The organism is Nocardioides sp. NPDC058538 (genome assembly GCF_042719275.1).
Taxonomy (GTDB): domain Bacteria; phylum Actinomycetota; class Actinomycetes; order Propionibacteriales; family Nocardioidaceae; genus Nocardioides.
Genome location: NZ_JBHXNY010000024.1, coordinates 46,372 through 62,448, shown reverse-complemented (window position 1 = coordinate 62,448; position 16,077 = coordinate 46,372). Strand labels below are relative to the sequence as shown.

14 protein-coding genes are annotated in these 16,077 nt (G+C 71.0%); 4 read left to right on the top strand and 10 right to left on the bottom strand.

All coding sequences use genetic code 11. The annotated features are described in order from the left end of the window. Window positions 1-7 precede the first annotated feature (7 nt). Window positions 8-976, top strand: coding sequence for a hypothetical protein (locus ACFWQC_RS20180; RefSeq protein ID WP_378681905.1), 969 nt, complete (start codon window positions 8-10; stop codon window positions 974-976). A gap of 14 nt (window positions 977-990) precedes the next feature. On the opposite strand, the gene serC is transcribed toward ACFWQC_RS20180, so the two are convergent. Next, complete coding sequence (gene serC / locus ACFWQC_RS20175) at window positions 991-2,106, bottom strand: phosphoserine transaminase (RefSeq protein WP_378681903.1); 1,116 nt, start codon at window positions 2,104-2,106, stop codon at window positions 991-993. Between the two features lie 43 nt (window positions 2,107-2,149). On the opposite strand from serC, the gene ACFWQC_RS20170 reads away from it, so the two are divergent. Then, window positions 2,150-2,629, top strand: a complete 480-nt coding sequence (locus tag ACFWQC_RS20170) for a GNAT family N-acetyltransferase (RefSeq protein WP_378681900.1) — start codon at window positions 2,150-2,152, stop codon at window positions 2,627-2,629. Window positions 2,630-2,698: 69 nt separating this feature from the next. On the opposite strand, the gene ACFWQC_RS20165 is transcribed toward ACFWQC_RS20170, so the two are convergent. Then, window positions 2,699-3,808, bottom strand: a complete 1,110-nt coding sequence (locus ACFWQC_RS20165) for a citrate synthase 2 (RefSeq protein WP_378681897.1) — start codon at window positions 3,806-3,808, stop codon at window positions 2,699-2,701. Between the two features lie 63 nt (window positions 3,809-3,871). Here ACFWQC_RS20165 and pdxH point away from each other — a divergent pair, with 63 nt between their 5' ends. Together pdxH and ACFWQC_RS20155 are read left to right on the top strand one after the other, a co-directional pair. Next, on the top strand, window positions 3,872-4,519 hold the full coding sequence (pdxH, locus tag ACFWQC_RS20160) for a pyridoxamine 5'-phosphate oxidase (protein ID WP_378681894.1): 648 nt from the start codon (window positions 3,872-3,874) through the stop codon (window positions 4,517-4,519). Further along, window positions 4,516-6,528, top strand: a complete 2,013-nt coding sequence (locus ACFWQC_RS20155; RefSeq protein ID WP_378681892.1) for a beta-galactosidase — start codon at window positions 4,516-4,518, stop codon at window positions 6,526-6,528. Before pdxH ends, ACFWQC_RS20155 begins: the two co-directional genes overlap by 4 nt. On the opposite strand, the gene ACFWQC_RS20150 is transcribed toward ACFWQC_RS20155, so the two are convergent. The 8 genes from ACFWQC_RS20150 to ACFWQC_RS20115 all read right to left on the bottom strand — a co-directional run bounded on the left by ACFWQC_RS20150 (window position 6,512) and on the right by ACFWQC_RS20115 (window position 16,049). Further along, complete coding sequence (locus ACFWQC_RS20150) at window positions 6,512-7,876, bottom strand: hypothetical protein (protein ID WP_378681890.1); 1,365 nt, start codon at window positions 7,874-7,876, stop codon at window positions 6,512-6,514. The genes ACFWQC_RS20155 and ACFWQC_RS20150 overlap by 17 nt on opposite strands. Before the next feature lie 2 nt (window positions 7,877-7,878). Next, window positions 7,879-8,505, bottom strand: a complete 627-nt coding sequence (locus ACFWQC_RS20145) for a hypothetical protein (RefSeq protein WP_378681887.1) — start codon at window positions 8,503-8,505, stop codon at window positions 7,879-7,881. Then, window positions 8,498-10,348 (bottom strand): hypothetical protein, encoded by a 1,851-nt coding sequence (locus tag ACFWQC_RS20140; RefSeq protein WP_378681884.1) that lies wholly within the window; start codon window positions 10,346-10,348, stop codon window positions 8,498-8,500. The genes ACFWQC_RS20145 and ACFWQC_RS20140 overlap by 8 nt, the downstream gene beginning before the upstream one ends. Further along, window positions 10,345-11,007 (bottom strand): hypothetical protein, encoded by a 663-nt coding sequence (locus tag ACFWQC_RS20135; protein ID WP_378681881.1) that lies wholly within the window; start codon window positions 11,005-11,007, stop codon window positions 10,345-10,347. The genes ACFWQC_RS20140 and ACFWQC_RS20135 overlap by 4 nt, the downstream gene beginning before the upstream one ends. A 20-nt stretch (window positions 11,008-11,027) precedes the next feature. Further along, window positions 11,028-12,599 (bottom strand): hypothetical protein, encoded by a 1,572-nt coding sequence (locus ACFWQC_RS20130; protein ID WP_378681879.1) that lies wholly within the window; start codon window positions 12,597-12,599, stop codon window positions 11,028-11,030. Then, window positions 12,596-13,645, bottom strand: a complete 1,050-nt coding sequence (locus ACFWQC_RS20125; RefSeq protein ID WP_378681876.1) for an AAA family ATPase — start codon at window positions 13,643-13,645, stop codon at window positions 12,596-12,598. Before ACFWQC_RS20125 ends, ACFWQC_RS20130 begins: the two co-directional genes overlap by 4 nt. Continuing rightward, window positions 13,638-14,261 (bottom strand): nicotinamide riboside transporter PnuC, encoded by a 624-nt coding sequence (pnuC, locus tag ACFWQC_RS20120; RefSeq protein WP_378681873.1) that lies wholly within the window; start codon window positions 14,259-14,261, stop codon window positions 13,638-13,640. Before pnuC ends, ACFWQC_RS20125 begins: the two co-directional genes overlap by 8 nt. 75 nt (window positions 14,262-14,336) lie before the next feature. After that, a complete protein-coding gene (locus tag ACFWQC_RS20115; RefSeq protein WP_378681871.1) occupies window positions 14,337-16,049 on the bottom strand; it encodes a S8 family serine peptidase in 1,713 nt (570 codons plus the stop codon). Window positions 16,050-16,077: the final 28 nt, after the last annotated feature.

Sequence of the window (16,077 nt, the reverse complement as noted above, 5' to 3'; positions counted from 1 at the left end):
CCGAGCGATGAAGGCGGTCGTCGCCGCGGGCGCACTCGGGCTGGTGCTGATCTCGGCCGTGCCCGCGAGCGCCGCAGGCGACGACGTGCTCTTCGCCTTCACCGACCCGACGATCAGCGAGGCCAGCGCGCTGACGCCGCTCGGCAAGGGCCTGTACGCCACCACCAACGACTCCGGGGACAGCGGCCGCGTCTTCACCGTCGACTCGCGCGGTGACACGGTCGGGGTGACCCATTGGGCCGCCGACCCGGTCGACGTCGAAGGTCTGGCGCCCGCCGGTCGCAACCACGTCTGGGTCGGCGACATCGGCGACAACAACAGCGTCTGGGACTCGATCAGGATCGCGAAGGTACGCGTCGGGCCGGGCGAGCGCACGGTCTCGCCGACCGTCTACGAGCTCGTCTACCCCGACGGGCCGCACAACGCCGAGTCCCTGCTGGCCCACCCCGACGGCCGCGTCTTCGTTGCCACGAAGGACTGGGGAGGCGGGCGGCTCTACGCCGTCCCGAGGCGCCTCGACCCCGAGGGCCCCAACCGGTTGAAAGAGGTCGCCCCGGTCATCCCGATGGCCACCGACGGAGCCTTCTTCCCTGACGGCAAGCATCTGGTCGTACGCGGCTACTACTCCGCCACGATCTACGCCTGGCCCTCGATGGACCGGGTGGGCTCGTTCCGGACGCCCGACCAGGAGCAGGGCGAGGCCATCGGTGTCATGCCGAAGGGGGAGGTGGTCGTGACCAGCGAAGGCATCCGCGCCGAGGTGATCAGGGTCGACCCCGAGCTGGTCGGTGAGGTGCTCGGCGACGAGCCGTCCCCGACCGCCGACCCGACCGCCGATACAGCCCCGGACGAGGCCGAGCCGGCGAACAAGGGCGACGGTGGGGACGCGGGTGAGGACGACGGCGGTTCCGCCGGCCCGATCGCCCTGGTGGCGCTCGCTGTCGCTGCGTACTTCATCTTCCGCAAGCGCAACTGACGCCGACTCGGCGATCAGAGGCGCTCGACGACCCAGTCGATGCAGGCGGTGAGGGCCTCGATGTCGGCGGCGTCGACGGAGGGGTACATCGCGATCCGCAGCTGGTTGGTGCCGATCCCGCGGTAGGCGTCGAGGTCGACGACGCCGTTCTCGGCGAGCACGCGGCGCAGCTCGTCCTTGTCGATGCCGGCGTCGAGCTCGACGGTGCCGACGACGAGAGAGCGGTGGGTGGGGTCCTCGACGAACGGACGGACGTACGGCGCCTTCTCGGCCCACGCGTAGAGCGCGTCGGAGGAGGCGGTGGTCCGGGCGACCATCGCGTCCAACCCGCCAGCGGAGTTCATCCAGTCGAGCTGCTCGGCCATCAGGAAGAGCGTCGCGACCGCCGGGGTGTTCACGGTCTGCGCGCTGCGGGACTGTTTGATCGCCTCGGTCAGCGAGAAGAACGACGGGATGTGTCGGCCGCTCGCCGCGATCTCCTCGGCGCGCGCGATCGCGGCGGGGGAGAGCAGCGTCAGCCACAGACCGCCGTCGGACGCGAACGACTTCTGCGGCGCGAAGTAGTAGACGTCGCTCTGGGTCACCTCGAGCGGCAGCCCGCCGGCGGCCGAGGTCGCGTCGACGATGGTGAGCTGGTCCGCCCCCGCGCCGGCCGGACGTACGACCGGAGCCATCACGCCCGTCGAGGTCTCGTTGTGTGTCCAGGCGTAGACATCGACGCCGTCCTCGTACGCCGGCACGGCCAGCGACCCCGGGTCGGCCGAGATCACCGACGGGTCGGCCAGCCACGGCGCCGCCTTGGCCGCGGAGAGGAACTTCTTGCCGAACGCCCCGAAGACGGCGTGCTGGCTGCGCTCGCGCACCAGGGCGTACGTCACCAGGTCGAAGAACGCCACCGAGCCACCGTTGCCGATGACGACCTCGTAGCCCTCCGGCAGCGAGAACAGGTCGGCCAGCCCGGTCTGGACGCGGCCGACGAGATCCTTCACCGGCTGCTGCCGGTGAGAGGTCCCCATCACCGAGACCCCGGTCGCGGCGAGCGCCTCCAGGCGGCCGGCGGGCACCTTGGACGGCCCGGACCCGAAACGTCCGTCGGCGGGCAGGAGGTCGGCGGGGATCTGCAGCGTCATGAACCCATTCTCGCAAGTTGCGGGCATCGGCCAGAATACCGACGTGTCTGTTGAGATTCGCCGGGTCGCGTACGACCACCCGGATGCCAAGAAGCTGGTCGACCGGGTCCAGGAGTTCTACGTCGAACGCTACGGCGAACCCGACTACGACCCGACCGTGCCGGAGATGTTCGAGCCGCCTGCGGGGGAGTACTTCCTGGGCTACCTCGACGAGGTCCCGGTCGCCTCCGGCGCCTGGCGACGCTCCGGCGAGCCCGCCCTCGGGACCGTGGTGACCGCCGAGATCAAGCGGATGTACGTCGTTCCTGAGGCCCAGGGCCAGGGGCTCGCCAAGCGGATGCTCGCCCAGGTCGAGGCGTCGGCCCGCAGGGCCGGCTTCGAGGCCATGGTCCTCACCACCGGCGGCCTTCAGCACGAGGCCATCGGGCTCTACGCCGCCAACGGCTATGTCGACGTCGAACCCTTCGGCTTCTACAAGGACGACGACCTCGTGGTCTGCATGGCCAAGCGGCTCGACGGCTGACGCCCTACCGACCCTGACAACGCAGGAACCGACCGGCTGGAGCCGGTCGGTTCCGCGAGTGAGAGGTGTCTACTTCGCCCAGTCGGCGTTCCAGCCCTCGACCGCGTCGGCGGGGCGGGGGGAGGGGCCGGTGTAGATGGCGCTCGGGCGAATCAGGCGCCCGGTCTTCTTCTGCTCCAGGATGTGGGCGGACCAGCCACCGGTGCGGGCGCAGGTGAACATCGAGGTGAACATGTTGGCCGGGATCTGGGCGAAGTCGAGGACGATGGCGGCCCAGAACTCGACGTTGGTCTCCAGGACGCGGTCGGGGCGCCGGGCGCGGAGCTCCTCGAGTGCTGCCTTCTCCAGGGCCTCGGCGACCTCGTAGCGGGGCGCGTTGAGCTCGCGCGCGGTGCGGCGCAGGACGCGCGCACGCGGGTCCTCGGCGCGGTAGACGCGGTGGCCGAAGCCCATCAGGCGCTCGCCGGAGTCGAGCAGGCCCTTCACATAGCCGGAGGCGTCGCCCGTCTTCTCGACGTCCTCGATCATGCCGAGCACGCGCGAGGGGGCGCCACCGTGCAGGGGCCCGCTCATCGCGCCGATCGCGCCGGAGAAGGCGGCAGCCACGTCGGCACCGGTGGAGGTGATCACCCGGGCGGTGAAGGTGGAGGCGTTCATGCCGTGCTCGGCGGCCGAGGACCAGTAGGCGTCGATCGCGTGGGCGTGGGCGGGGTCGGCCTCACCGCGCCAGCGGATCAGGAAGCGCTCGGCGAGGGTCTTGCCCTTGTCGACCTCACGCTGCGGCACGATCGGCAGGTGGATGTCGCGGGCCGACTGGCCGGCGTACGAGAGGACCATGACGGCCACGCGAGCCAGGTCCTCGCGGGCCTGCTCGTCGGAGATGTCGTACGTCTGCCCGAACCCGAAGGCGGGCGCGAGCATGGGGATGGCGGCCTGGACATCGACGCGTACGTCACCGGTGTGCACCGGCAGGTTGTAGGCCTCGGCGGGCGGCAGGCCGGGGCCGTATGAGCCGTCGATCAGCAGGCCCCAGACGTTCTCGAACGGCACTCGGCCGACGATGTCCTCGATGTCGACCCCGCGGTAGCGAAGTGCCGATCCCTCTTTGTCGGGCTCCGCGATCTGGGTCTCGAAGGCCACGACGCCCTCGAGACCGTGCTGTACCTGGCTCACTGCCATCTCCCATTCTCCTAGTGTCGTTCCGCATTCTGCCCCACCCGCCCAGAAGATAGGCTCGACGGCATGGATCTGGCGGCTGAGCTGGCGGCAGCACGAGAGAACTACACCCGCAGCGGGCTGCACGAGGACGACCTCGCGAGCGATCCGTTCCTGATGTTCGAGAGGTGGTACGCCGAGGCTCGGGACGCGGGCATCGTCGAGCCCAACGCGATGGTGGTCTCGACCGTCTCGGCCGACGGCGCGCCCTCGTCGCGGACCGTGCTGCTGAAGGGCTTCTCGGCCGAGGGCTTCACCTTCTTCACCAACACCGCCTCCCGCAAGGGCTCCGACCTCGCGCACAACCCGCGCTGCGCGGTGCTCTTCCCGTGGCATCCGCTGGAGAGGCAGGTACGCATCGACGGGCTCGCCCACGAGCTCTCCAGCGAAGCCGTCGAGGCCTACTTCTCCCAGCGTCCGCGCGGCTCCCAGCTCGGCGCGCACGCCTCCCACCAGAGCCGCGTCGTCTCCGGGCGCGAGGAGCTGGAGGAGGCATACGTTCGGATCGAGGCGCAGTTCGATGGCCAACCGGTCCCGGTGCCCGAGGAGTGGGGCGGCTACCGGGTCGAGCCGGAGCGGGTGGAGTTCTGGCAGGGGCGGCCGGGGCGGATGCACGACCGGCTCGTCTACCTGCGCGATGGCGACAAGTGGCGCACCGAGCGGCTGGCCCCGTGACGGGACCCGAGACGGGGATGGAGCAGGTCACCCAGGCGCTCGGCGGACGGATCGCCTACGGCGCCGACTACAACCCGGAGCAGTGGCCGGAGGAGGTCTGGGACGAGGACGTACGCCTCATGCGGGAGGCCGGGGTCAACCTGGTCAGCGTGGGGATCTTCTCCTGGGCCCTGCTCGAGCCCGAGCCCGGGACGTACGACTTCGGCTGGCTCGACCGTGTGCTCGACAAGCTGCACGCGGGCGGGATCGCCGTCGACCTGGCGACTGCGACCGCGAGCCCGCCGCCGTGGTTCCTCGAGCGTCATCCGGAGGCGACGCTCGTCGACCAGATCGGCAACCCGCGCGCGTTCGGTGCGCGCCAGGCGTACTGTCCCTCGTCGACCGCCTACCGCGACGCCGCCACGACGCTCATCAGCGAGCTGGTCAAGCGGTACGACGACCACCCGGCGGTGGTGATGTGGCACGTCAACAACGAGTACGGCTGCCACAACGACCACTGCTTCTGCGACGCCAGCGCGGTGGCTTTCCGGCGCTGGCTGCAGGAGCGTCACGGCTCGATCGAGAAGCTCAACGAGGCATGGGCGACGGCCTTCTGGAGCCAGCGCTACACCAGCTGGGAGCAGATCGGGCCGCCGCGACAGGTCTCCTACGGCAACTTCGCCAACCCCGGTCAGCAGCTGGACTGGTGGCGGTTCTGCTCCGACGAGATCCGCGACATCTACCGGGTCGAGGCGGCGGCGGTGCGGGCACACTCAGCCAACCCCCTGACCACCAACTTCATGGGCTTCCGCAAGTCGCTCGACTACCGCAGCTGGGTCGATGTCGGGGACCTCGTCTCCAACGACCACTACCTCGACGCCGCCGACGAGGACCGCACCCCGCAGCTCGCCATGACCGCCGACCTGACCCGCTCGCTGGCCCACGGCGAGCCGTGGCTGCTGATGGAGCACTCCACCTCCGCGGTCAACTGGCAGCCGCGCAACATCGCCAAGACCGCCGGCGAGATGCGCCGCAACTCCTTCCAGCACGTCGCGCGTGGCGCGGACGGCGCCCTCTTCTTCCAGTGGCGTGCCTCGCGCGGTGGCGCGGAGAAGTTCCACTCCGCGATGGTCCCGCACGCCGGCACCGAGAGCCGGCTCTGGCGAGATGTCGTACGCCTCGGGGCGGATCTCTCCGCGATCGCGGAGGTCGCCGGCACCCGGGTGGAGCAGGCGAGCGTCGCGATCGTCTTCGACTGGGACTCGTGGTGGGCGGCGACCTTCGACTCGCACCCGTCGGTCGATGTCGACCCGATGGCGACCACCCGGGCCTGGCACAAGGCCTGCTGGGCCCGCAACCTCGGTGTCGACATCGTGGGTGTGGCCGCACCGCTCGAGGGCTACGACGTCGTGGTGCTGCCGGTCCAGTACCTGCTCGCCGACGGGACCGTCGACCGGCTCACCGCCTTCGTCGAGGCCGGCGGCACCCTGGTCGCCACCTACTTCACCGGGATCGTCGACGAGCACGACCACATCCGGCTGGGCGGCTACCCGGGCGCGCTGTCCGATCTTCTCGGCGTGCGGATCGAGGAGTTCTGCCCGCTTCCCGAGGGCGACGAGATCCCGCTGACCGCCTACGGCTCCGGCGCGGTCTGGAGCGAGCGCGGCCGCGCCGTCGGGGCCGATGTCGTCGCTGCGTACGCCACCGGCGACTGCGCCGGCGACCCGGCCGTCACGCGCAGACGCGTCGGCAAGGGCACCGCCTGGTACGTCGGCACCGAGCTCACCCCCGAGGCTCTCGACACCCTGGCCACCCAGATCTTCACCACGACCAAGCCGGTCGTCGGCGGTCTCCCCGAGGGCGTCGAGGCGATCCGGCGGGTGGGTGAGCAGGGGACGTACGTCTTCGTCATCAACCACACCCACGAGGCGGTCATCGTCCCCGTCCGCGGCACCGATCTGCTCTCCGACAACGAGGGCGGCCCGCACCTGGTCCGCGCGGGTCAGGTTGCGGTCATCCGGGAAGGGTGAGGGGTGATCCTTCACGAAGGGACCGATAGCGGCGGGGCTTACCGTCGCCCAGATCGGCGAGGGTGTCGACGCGGCGGACGGTGACGTCGCGGGCGAGCATGGCGCCCAGTCGCGTGGCGACCGCCTCGGCGTCACCACCGGCGATGGTCGCGACCACGGTGCCGTCGGCGGCCTGCTCGACCGACCAGCCGCGCGCGCCGGCGTCCTGAAGATGCTGGGTGAGGTCGACGGAGGGGACCAAGCCGCCGGACGGGGTGGTGAAGACGGTGGCCTCGCGTCCTTCGAGGGCATCGATGGCGGGGCGCCCGTCGACGCGGACCAGACGGCCGGTGTCGCCGGTGCGGTAGCGGACCAGGGGCAGAAAAGCGTTCTCACCTGCAGTGACGACGATCTCGCCGATCTCGCCCTCGGGGAGCGCGGAGCCGTCGGGACCTAGGATCTCGACGTGCACCCGGCGGTCGGCGAGGACGAACGGGCCGCCGTCGGTGCTGACCGCCACCGGCCGGGTCTCGTGCAGTCCGTAGACGTCGATCACCGGGCACTCGAAGGTCCGCTCCAGGTCGGCGCGCAGCGTCGCGCTCAAGGCCATCGCGGAGGAGATGATCGCGACCGGGCGTACGACGTCGCGGAGGTCGAGGAGGTGCTCCAGCGAGGTGGGGTGGCCGGAGACCACCTGCGGGTCGGCGTCGCTCAGGAACGCCCGCTGGCTCTCGAGAGGCCACTCGCCGGGGTGAAGGTTCACCCGCGCGACCAGGCTCTCGCCGAAGCCGGGAGCGACCGAGACGTACGTGAACGCCTGGCGCTGCCACACGGCCTGCACCACGGCGAAACGAGCCGGATCCGGCGCCCAGCCGCCGGTCAGTCCGGCGACCAGGTCGCGCAGCCAGTGGAACCCACGGGCCAGCTCGTCGGGGTCGTCCGGCATCACCAGCGCCGCCCCGGTGCTCCCCGAGGAGGTGCCGTGCAGCATCCGTCCGTAGTCGGCGTCCAGCGGCACGAACCCGCCGATGTCCTCGACCAGGTTCTGCCTGCTGATCAGCGGAAACTCACTGAGGGTGTCGAGCGTCCCCTGATGCCGACGGTACGCAGGCAGTGACCGCGCCACCGCCAGGTGCTGCTCCAGCCAGCCCGCGAGCGGAAGCTGTGACCGGGCCGCCTTCTGCTCGGCCGGAGTGAGCCGGTGGCCGACCCGATGCCGCCAGACGGGCGCCGCGGGATGGTCGTCCGCCGCGGCCAGCCGCGCGGATCCGGCAGCCGAGAGCCCCGGCCAGCGTTCGACGTCGGTGAGGGCGGCCGAGGCCATCGGGGTGTATTCGGCCAGGTCAAGCGGGTCCTGTGTCTCGCTCATGGTCACTCCGGGCTGTAACGGCTGGCGGCCTCACGCGCTCGCGCGTCCTCCAGACGCCGCCGGATCTCGGAGCGGTGCTCCCGGTCGCGCCGGGCCCGTTCGAGCGCCTCGGCGCGGGCGGCGGAGTCGAGGCGCGACAACAGGGCCCGGGCGTTGCGCTCGTCCTCTCGCGCCGGCAGCTGCCCGTTCCACAGCAGGAAGGTCCGCGCCGCCTCCTCGCGGCGCTCGGCCTCCTCGACCCAGCGTTGCGGTTCGACGACCGCGGCCAGGCGCAGCGAGAGCGTCAGCAGCGCCCGGTCGAACCGGTCCTCGCGCAGCGCGGCCGAGAGCGGTCCGGCCAGCTCCTGCGAGGCGACCAGCCACAGGACGACCCCGGCTCCCTGGCGCGCGACCGGTTTCGCGGTCGCGGCCACCCTCCGGGCGGCCGCGATGAACTGCCCGCCCGAGGTGTCGAGAACGTCGCCGGCAAGGGCCACGATGTCGACGGCGTCGTCGAGGAACCACGACGGCGTGGTCGAGATCCGGGCCATCACCTCGTCGACGGATGGTCCCGGCGCCAGCCCGTTCCAGGCGGCGTCGAGATCGAGCTCCTCGTCGAGCCAGGCCTCGAACAGCTCCTCGTCAGCCACGGGTTGCTCCTTCTGGGGTGTAGACGGCGATCCGGGCGGCGAGCGCCGCGCATGCCGCGGGTGCCTGCATCACGTCCGGGATCTCAGCGACGTCGTAGCCGAGCCGCTCGGCCTGCTCGCGCGACTGCCCGCGCCAGTGTCCGATGATCATCAGTGACCCGGTGTCGATCACGCGCCGCACGGCGGGTGCGACGTCGGCGTACTCCTCCTGGCCGCGGCCCAAGAACGTGTCCAGCCCGGCGTCGGAGAGCACCACGAGGTGGCGCTGGCCCTCGGCCGGCCGCCGGTCGTTCTCGGGATAGCGGGCACGCAAGAGGTCCAGGGGAAAGGTCGTGCCGCCCCCGAAGAAGGTGGTCAGCTGGCGCATGATCTCGACCCGGTCGCGGGTGTAGGCGCTGTCGCCGGCGACCTGGCCGGCCGAGCTCCACGAGGTGACCCGCACCCGCCCGCCGCCGCGCAGCACCGAGAGCGACAGGATCGTCCCGGCGACGATCGCGGCCGAACCGCGCTGCGGGTTCGTCATCGACCCCGAGGAGTCGAGGTAGAGATCGAGCAGGACCGGCTCGTACGCCGGCTCGGGCTCGTCCGCGATGAACGTACGCCGCCGGGTGGTCACGCCCGGCACGAACACCGCGCCCGTGGTCAGCGTGGCCGGCCAGTCCAGGTCGGCGAGGTCGTCGCCGAGCTCCCATTCCTCCAAGGGACCGGGGATCGCCGGCCCGGCGGGAGCGAGCCCGCGCTGGACCAGGGGCGCTACGTGTGGGCGGGCCTCGGCCTCGTACCAGGCCGCCATCACCGCGTTGGGGTCGGCGCCGGCCATCAGCTCCAGCGTCCGGGCCAGTCCGAGCGCCTGTCCGCTGGCGTCGGAGGCGGCCGCGGCGTCGCCGTCCGCAAGGACGACCTCGGCGTCGTCGGGATGCACCAACGGCGTCTGCAGTCGCGGGTCGCCGATCGCTCCGGCGAGCTCGGCCGCGCTGGGTGCGCCCGGTGAGTCCTCGTGACACCCGCTGCTCTTGAAGCCCAGCAGCAGGTAGGGCGCCATCACCATCGCCCAGGGCACCGCGCCGCTGACCGGGTCGGCAGCGAGCGTACGCACCACGTCGGCCACCGTCGTCGCGTCGTGAGCCGGGTCGAGGCCCGCTCGTGGGTCGTACTCGAGCTCGGCGACCTCCCGTTTGGCCTGATAGGCCTCGTTCCGCTGCTTCGACTCAGAGCCGTGCAGGCGGCGCCGGGCGTTGCGGAGCTGTTGCTCATAGTCCGACTTCCACCGCATCGGCGGCTCGGGCCAGGCGAGGTCGCCCTCGGGCAGCCGCCAGAGGACCTCGTACGCCCGCTGCACCACCCACCACAGCTCGTTGTCCTCCGCGCCGCGCAGACCCTTGGCCAGTGCAGGCGCCGCGAGGGCCCGGGTGAGCTGCACCATGTCGGGGGTCTCGTCCGGGGCGAGCCGGGCGCGCTGCAGCTGCATCACCCGATCGTTGATCAGCATGTCGGACCACAGGTTGGCGCAGAACCCGCTCGCGGCGACCAGGTCGAGGCGGTGCTGCCGGTCGTAGAGATCGATCACCCGCGCCATCTGCTGACGGATCTTCAGCGAGTCGACCCGGGTGCTCGGGGAGAGCACGTGATGGCCGATCTCGTGAGCGAAGACGCTGGTCAGATGCCCTTCTGCGCCGTGGCGGGCGAGCTCGCCGGGGTCGACGTTGACCTCGGGCGGGAACCCGAACCAGGCGAAGCTGCCCTCGTTGGAGCGGGTGTGCACGACCGGGTCATGGAGGTCCACTCCCCACAGGCCGAGGGCCGCCTCCCAGGCTTCGCGCTCCGCTGCGGTCGGCGCCGTCACGCGGCCTCCCGCACGACCTCGAGCAGGTAGGACGTGGGCACACTGACCACCCGGACGCGCGGGGTGTCGACCGGATCGTCGGAGGGCTCCTCGCCGGCGAGCGAGACCGAGTGGCCGAACAGATCGGCGTCGACCTGCCACAGCTCCTCGCCGACCTCGACCAGCCACCGCCCCTCACCCGCCGCGATCACGTCGCCGGGGTGCGCCAGCCAGGGCCCGCCCAGCCCGGCGAACCCGCCGATCCTTGCCAGGAGATAGGCGCGGCCGAGGTTCTGCCAGGCGGGCCAGAAGAACCGGTCCGTACGCTGCCCCTCGGCGAATCCGGCCACGTCGGTGCCCAGCATCCCTAGCGTCGCGCCGACCGCGTCGGTCAGCCCGGCATCCGCGAGGTCGGCGACCGCGCGGAGCGCGTCCGTACGCAGCCCGATCACGCCTGCTCGCCATGCTGCGACTGCGGCGAGATCCTGGAGGAGCCCCGGATCGTTCACCGAGGTATCTCGGTGAACATCCGCGGACGGAGCCGCCAGCCCGGCGCCCAGGAACGCGGCGTACAGGCCCTGATCCCCGCCCCAGCGCGCGACGTTGGCGGCAGTGAGATCGAGATCGAGACCAGCCACAGCAGGCAACGACGCCGCACCGAGCCGGAGCGGGGCATTCACCGAGTGTCCGGGACGCCGGATCACTTCCCCTCCAGCCAGTGGAGGTAGTTGGAGTAGCGCTGGTGGAGATACTTCAGCGCGACCAGATCGTCGTAGTCGCGGCCGTAGATCTTGCCGACCTTGGAGATCCGGCCGACCTCCGACTCGATCCGGGTCAGCCGCTGCGAGACGGTCAGCCGGTCGAGCCCGTCCAGCCCGCCGCCGAGCTCGGCGAGCAGGTCGCCGACGGGATCGGCAGCGTCGAGGCCGAGTGCGACGAACTGCTTCATCGCGGTGTCGAAGAGGTCGACGAGCCAGGAGGCCGGGTCGTGGGCGAGCTCCTTGTCGCCGGCTTCGAACCGCGGGTGCTGCGGGTTGGGCAGCAGCTTGCCGCGGAGCACGAACGGCACCATCGCGCGCACGTCGTCGAGCCCGACGGACGAGGCGCAGCGGAACCAGGCCGAGGCCTTGGCGTACAGGATCAGGGTCTGCAGCGCCCGCACGGAGAGGCCGTTCAGGGTCTGCGCGCCGAGGTCGACGACCAGGTCGGCGCCGGAGTTGGCGTCGATGACCGCGCTCACGTCCCCGCCGGCGGTCGCGACGACGTCCTTGGTGCGGTACTCGAACCGCCGCCCGCCGTGCTGCACGAACTCGAACTGTCCGGTGAAGTACTCCAGCTTCCGGCGTACGTCTGCGGGCAGCGGGACCGCCCGGATGGCGGCCAGCATCGTCGTCTGCTCGTCGGCGGAGAAGACCAGGGATGACGGCACGTGCTCCTCCGGCCGCTCGCCGGCCTCGACCCGGGTGACCAGCTCGTCGAAGAAGCGGCCGTTGAAGCCGAACGCCTGCACGGTGACGTCGAGCCGGTCCTTGAGGGCCTGGATGACCTGGAAGGTGCCGCCGCCGGAGTCGTCGTTGGCGGTGAAGAACCAGCTCTCGACACCCTCGTCCGGGGCCGTCCGGCGCAGCTGGTCGTGGCTCTCCACATAGCCCTCGGCGACCATGGTGAGCAGCGCCGACTGGGTCTTGGTGGGGATGCGGTTGTACTCGTCGACGATCTTGACGCAACGGGTCAGCCAGGACTTCCAGGCGATCGTGATCTCCGCCAGCGACCCCGCGCTGACGAGGTCGCGCGGCAGCGGCAGCCCGACCAGATCTGACACGGTCAGCTGCGGCTGCCCCTGCTGGAGGTGGCGGCGTACGTCCTCCGGGGTCGCCCCGGACAGCACCCCCATCAGCACCGCGAGCGTCGTCTTGCCCCGGCCGGGCCCGCCGATCATCAGGCACTTCCCGCCGACCGCGAAGGTGAGCAGCGGCAGCAGCACGTTGGAGGAGTAGGCCGGCTGGGTCGGCAGCGTGATCTCCGCCCCGGCATCGCCGAGCGGGAACCGGTTGGCCTTCGCGGCGTCGAACTCGACGTCGTAGAACGGCGAGATCACCGCCTTGTTGACCAGCCAGAAATACGTACGCCGCAGCTTCTCGTCCAGGTCGACGGTCTCGTCCGGGGACCGGAAGAGGTCGGCGGCGGTGAGCCCGTCGCGCGGCCCGCCGTGCTGGACGTGTGGCACGGTCGGCGACGCCGAGGTCTTCTGCCAGCGGTCACGCTCGCTCATCTACCCAGCTCCTCCAATGACGGGCCGATCCGGTTGCTTCGCCCGAGCAGCGGCTCGAGGAACTCTGTGGTGGCAGCGAGCCGATCCTCCACGCTGCCGCGGACCTCGATCCAAGGCACCGACTGCTCGGCCAGCATCTCGCGGAACCGCTCCTGCATCCCGTGCCGGACGTGCTCACCGTCGCGCATCCCATCCTGCACGAACGGGATCTCGTCCCCGGTCAGGACGTACGCGACCGGCCGATGCGCGGCCGCGCGCTCGAGGAGATGGACAGGGGTCGGGCCGACGTAGCGCTCGTGCCACAGCGTCGTCGCCAGCACGTCGGTGTCGCAGACCAGGACCGGCTTCGGCACCCGCCTCCGGGCGGCGTCCTCCCAGCCGATCTGCCGGTCGACGATGAGGTCGAACTCGTCACTGCGCCAGGGGGCGAACAGGCCGCCGGGGCGGATTTCGGACCAGAGTCGGCCGTACTCCGGGACGCAGTGGGTGCCCAGGTCGGCGGCGAGCCTCTCGGCCAGCGTCGTGGTCCCGGTCGACTCCGCGCCGAGCACCACGACCCGCTCGGTGAGCCAGGCGCGGACCGGAGCCGGCAGCTCGGCCCAGTGCTCGGTCAGGTCGGGGCGTACGGCGGTGCCGGAGACCGGGTTGAACACCCGCCCGGGATCGACCTGGACCCAGGTCGCGTCCAGCCGCCGGGCGAGCTCCTCGCCGTAGGCGTCGGAGGAGAAGACCGCGTCGACCGGGCCCGGGAGCAGCTCGGAGATGACGACCATGTGCTCGTCCCAGGCAGCCGGGTCGTCGAAGTCGACCCGGGCCTCGTCCATCGCGGCCACCACGTGGGCGGTCGGGTGCTCCTCGCGCAGCCACTCCGCGCGCACCTCGAGCGGGATGGTCTCCACCTGCGAGCCGAGGAGCTCGACGGTGACCCGGTCACATGCCCGCAGCGCCGCGCGGATGAGCGCCTGGTGGCCGGCGTGGAACGGGTAGAACTTTCCGAGGACCAGACCGTGCCCGTACGTCTTCTCAGAGAGGTGTGGCTCAGACACCCGCGACCTCCGGCTCGCGCTGGTCGACCAGCACCCGGCGCCAGTCCCGCAGCGCGACCAGGACGATCACGCAGAAGCCGAGGTAGAGCACGGCGGTCGGCCACAGCCCCTTGTAGGCGTACAGGCCGACGGAGACGACGTCGACCGCCAGCCAGACCAGCCAGCACTGCCACCAGCGGCGGTTGAGCATGATCTGCGCGATCACGCTGCCCGCGGTCACCGTGGCGTCGGGAAGCTCGGTCGTGGAGTCGGTGAAGGCGAACAGGACGTACGCGATCGCCGCCAGCGCCACCACGAACCCCAGCGCCAGGAGCAGCAGCGTCCGGCCCGAGGCGATCCCGACGAACGCCTCGTCGCGGCGCAGCTGGGCCTCCGACTCCCGCCGCCGGGCCATGGCCCAGTCGACCCAGCCGGTCACCGAGAGCACCATGAACATGATCTGCAGAGCCGCGTCGGCGTAGAGCGCACTCTCGGCGAAGACCACCAGGTAGAGCGCGGTGTTCGCGATCCCGATCGGGTACGTCCACATGCTCCGCCGCGCCGCCAGGATCACGCACGCCGCCCCGGTGACGACCCCCGCGATCTCGACCCAGTGCGCCACCAACCAACTCTGCATGGCCGAACCCTATGGGACGGGAAGGACCCGGATGCTCGAGATGAGCATCCGGGCCCTTCGCAGGTGGGACGAGGGTCAGTGACCGACCGCCGCCTTGGCGTCGACGATGCCGCTGCCGTAGAAGCCGTTCGGTGCCTTGCCACCCTCACAGGTGTGGGTGGAGGTCGCCGTCGTGCCGTTGGGCAGGTGGCGTACGTAGGTGAAGTCCGCCGGGACGGGGCAGGCCTTGTCGGTGGCCGACTTGAGCAGGATCTTCTCGACCTTCTTGGGCGAGAGGGTCTTGCCGGAGAAGTCGCGGCTGCCGTACTCGCCGACGATCAGCGCGGCCACACCAGCAGCGTGCGGGGAGGCCATCGAGGTGCCCTGCAGATACTGGTAGTAGGAGCACTCACCGCTGGAGCAGTCCGCGACCGCCCACGGCACCAGGACCTCGCCGGTCGCCGGGTCGATCGCGCCCTCGGCCACACCCAGGTCGTACGGGTAGGCGGCCAGGATGGTCGCGGCGAAGTCGCGCGTGCCGTCCGCAGTGTCGTACGCATCCCCACCAGGCGCCGCGACGTCGACGAAGCCGTCGCCGTAGCTGGAGTAGTAGGACTTGCGCTCGGACGGACCGGTGGAGCTGACCGCGATGACCCCGTTGCCCTCGGTGGGCATCGAGACGCACGACTCCGGGTCGAGCAGGTCACGGACGTAGGCGGCCTCGCCGGGCTCGCTGGCGTAGTCGGGGCTGCTCGCGTCGGTCTGCGGCTTGGTGTAGTCGATCGCCTGGTTGCCGGCGGCCGCTACGAGGGTGACGCCACGGGTGCGGGCGTAGTCGAGGGCACGCTGCATCGCGGTGATGATCGTGACCTGCTCGGCCTGGTCCGCCGCGGAGTCGGCCGGGTGGTTGGTGCAGTTGAACAGCCACGGGTCGACGTAGTAGCTCATGTTGACCACGTCGATGCCGTTGCGGCCGGCGTAGGTCAGCGCGTCGACCGACGGCTGCAGGAAGAAGTAGCCGGAGTCCTGGCCGGCGCGCAGGTTGACGATGTCGGCCTGCGGGGCGACGCCGGAGATGCCGACGCCGTTGACCGGCGAGGCGATGGTAGAGGCGACGTGGGTGCCGTGACCGTTCTCGTCGACGTCGGCCGCGTCGCTGCAGGACGCGTCGGGCTCGTCCTCGCACGGACCGTCGACCACGGCGCCGTTGGCGTCGACCGGGATGTCGGTGGTGAAGTTGCGGCTCAGCCTTGCGTCGAAGTTGGGCGCGATGTCGGGGTGCGACCCGTCGACACCGGTGTCCAGGATGCCGACACGGACACCCTTGCCGCGCTCGGTCTTGTTGGCCGCCGCGGCGTCGATCTGCTTCATGTCCCACTGCAGACCGGAGAGCGGCTCGGTCTTGCCCCTGGGCTTCGGCGCCTTGGGCCCGGTGCCCTTGGTGCCGCTGCGGAACTCGGTCTCGACCTTCGACACCTCCTGCTTGCGGGCCTTGCTGGCCGCGTCAGGAGTCGTGGCGCCCACGATCCTGTCCTGGGCCGCGCCGACGAGGGCCTTCGAGGCGTTGGCCGCCTCGGCGAATCCCTCACCTGCGGTGACCGTCGCGACTCCGATGGCACTGTTCTCCGAGACGATCTCGCCCCCCGCGGCCTTCACCGCGGCACGGGCGCTGGCGGCCGAGGATCCCTCGGCATATGCCACGACATAGCGGACCTCCTGGTCAGAGGTGGCGTTGCCCGAGTTCGCCATGACGAGGGTGCCGGTGACCCCCAGCGCGACTGCGGCCGCGCCTGTCAACAACCTACGCATGCTGTCTCCATTCCGGATTCGGTGGTCG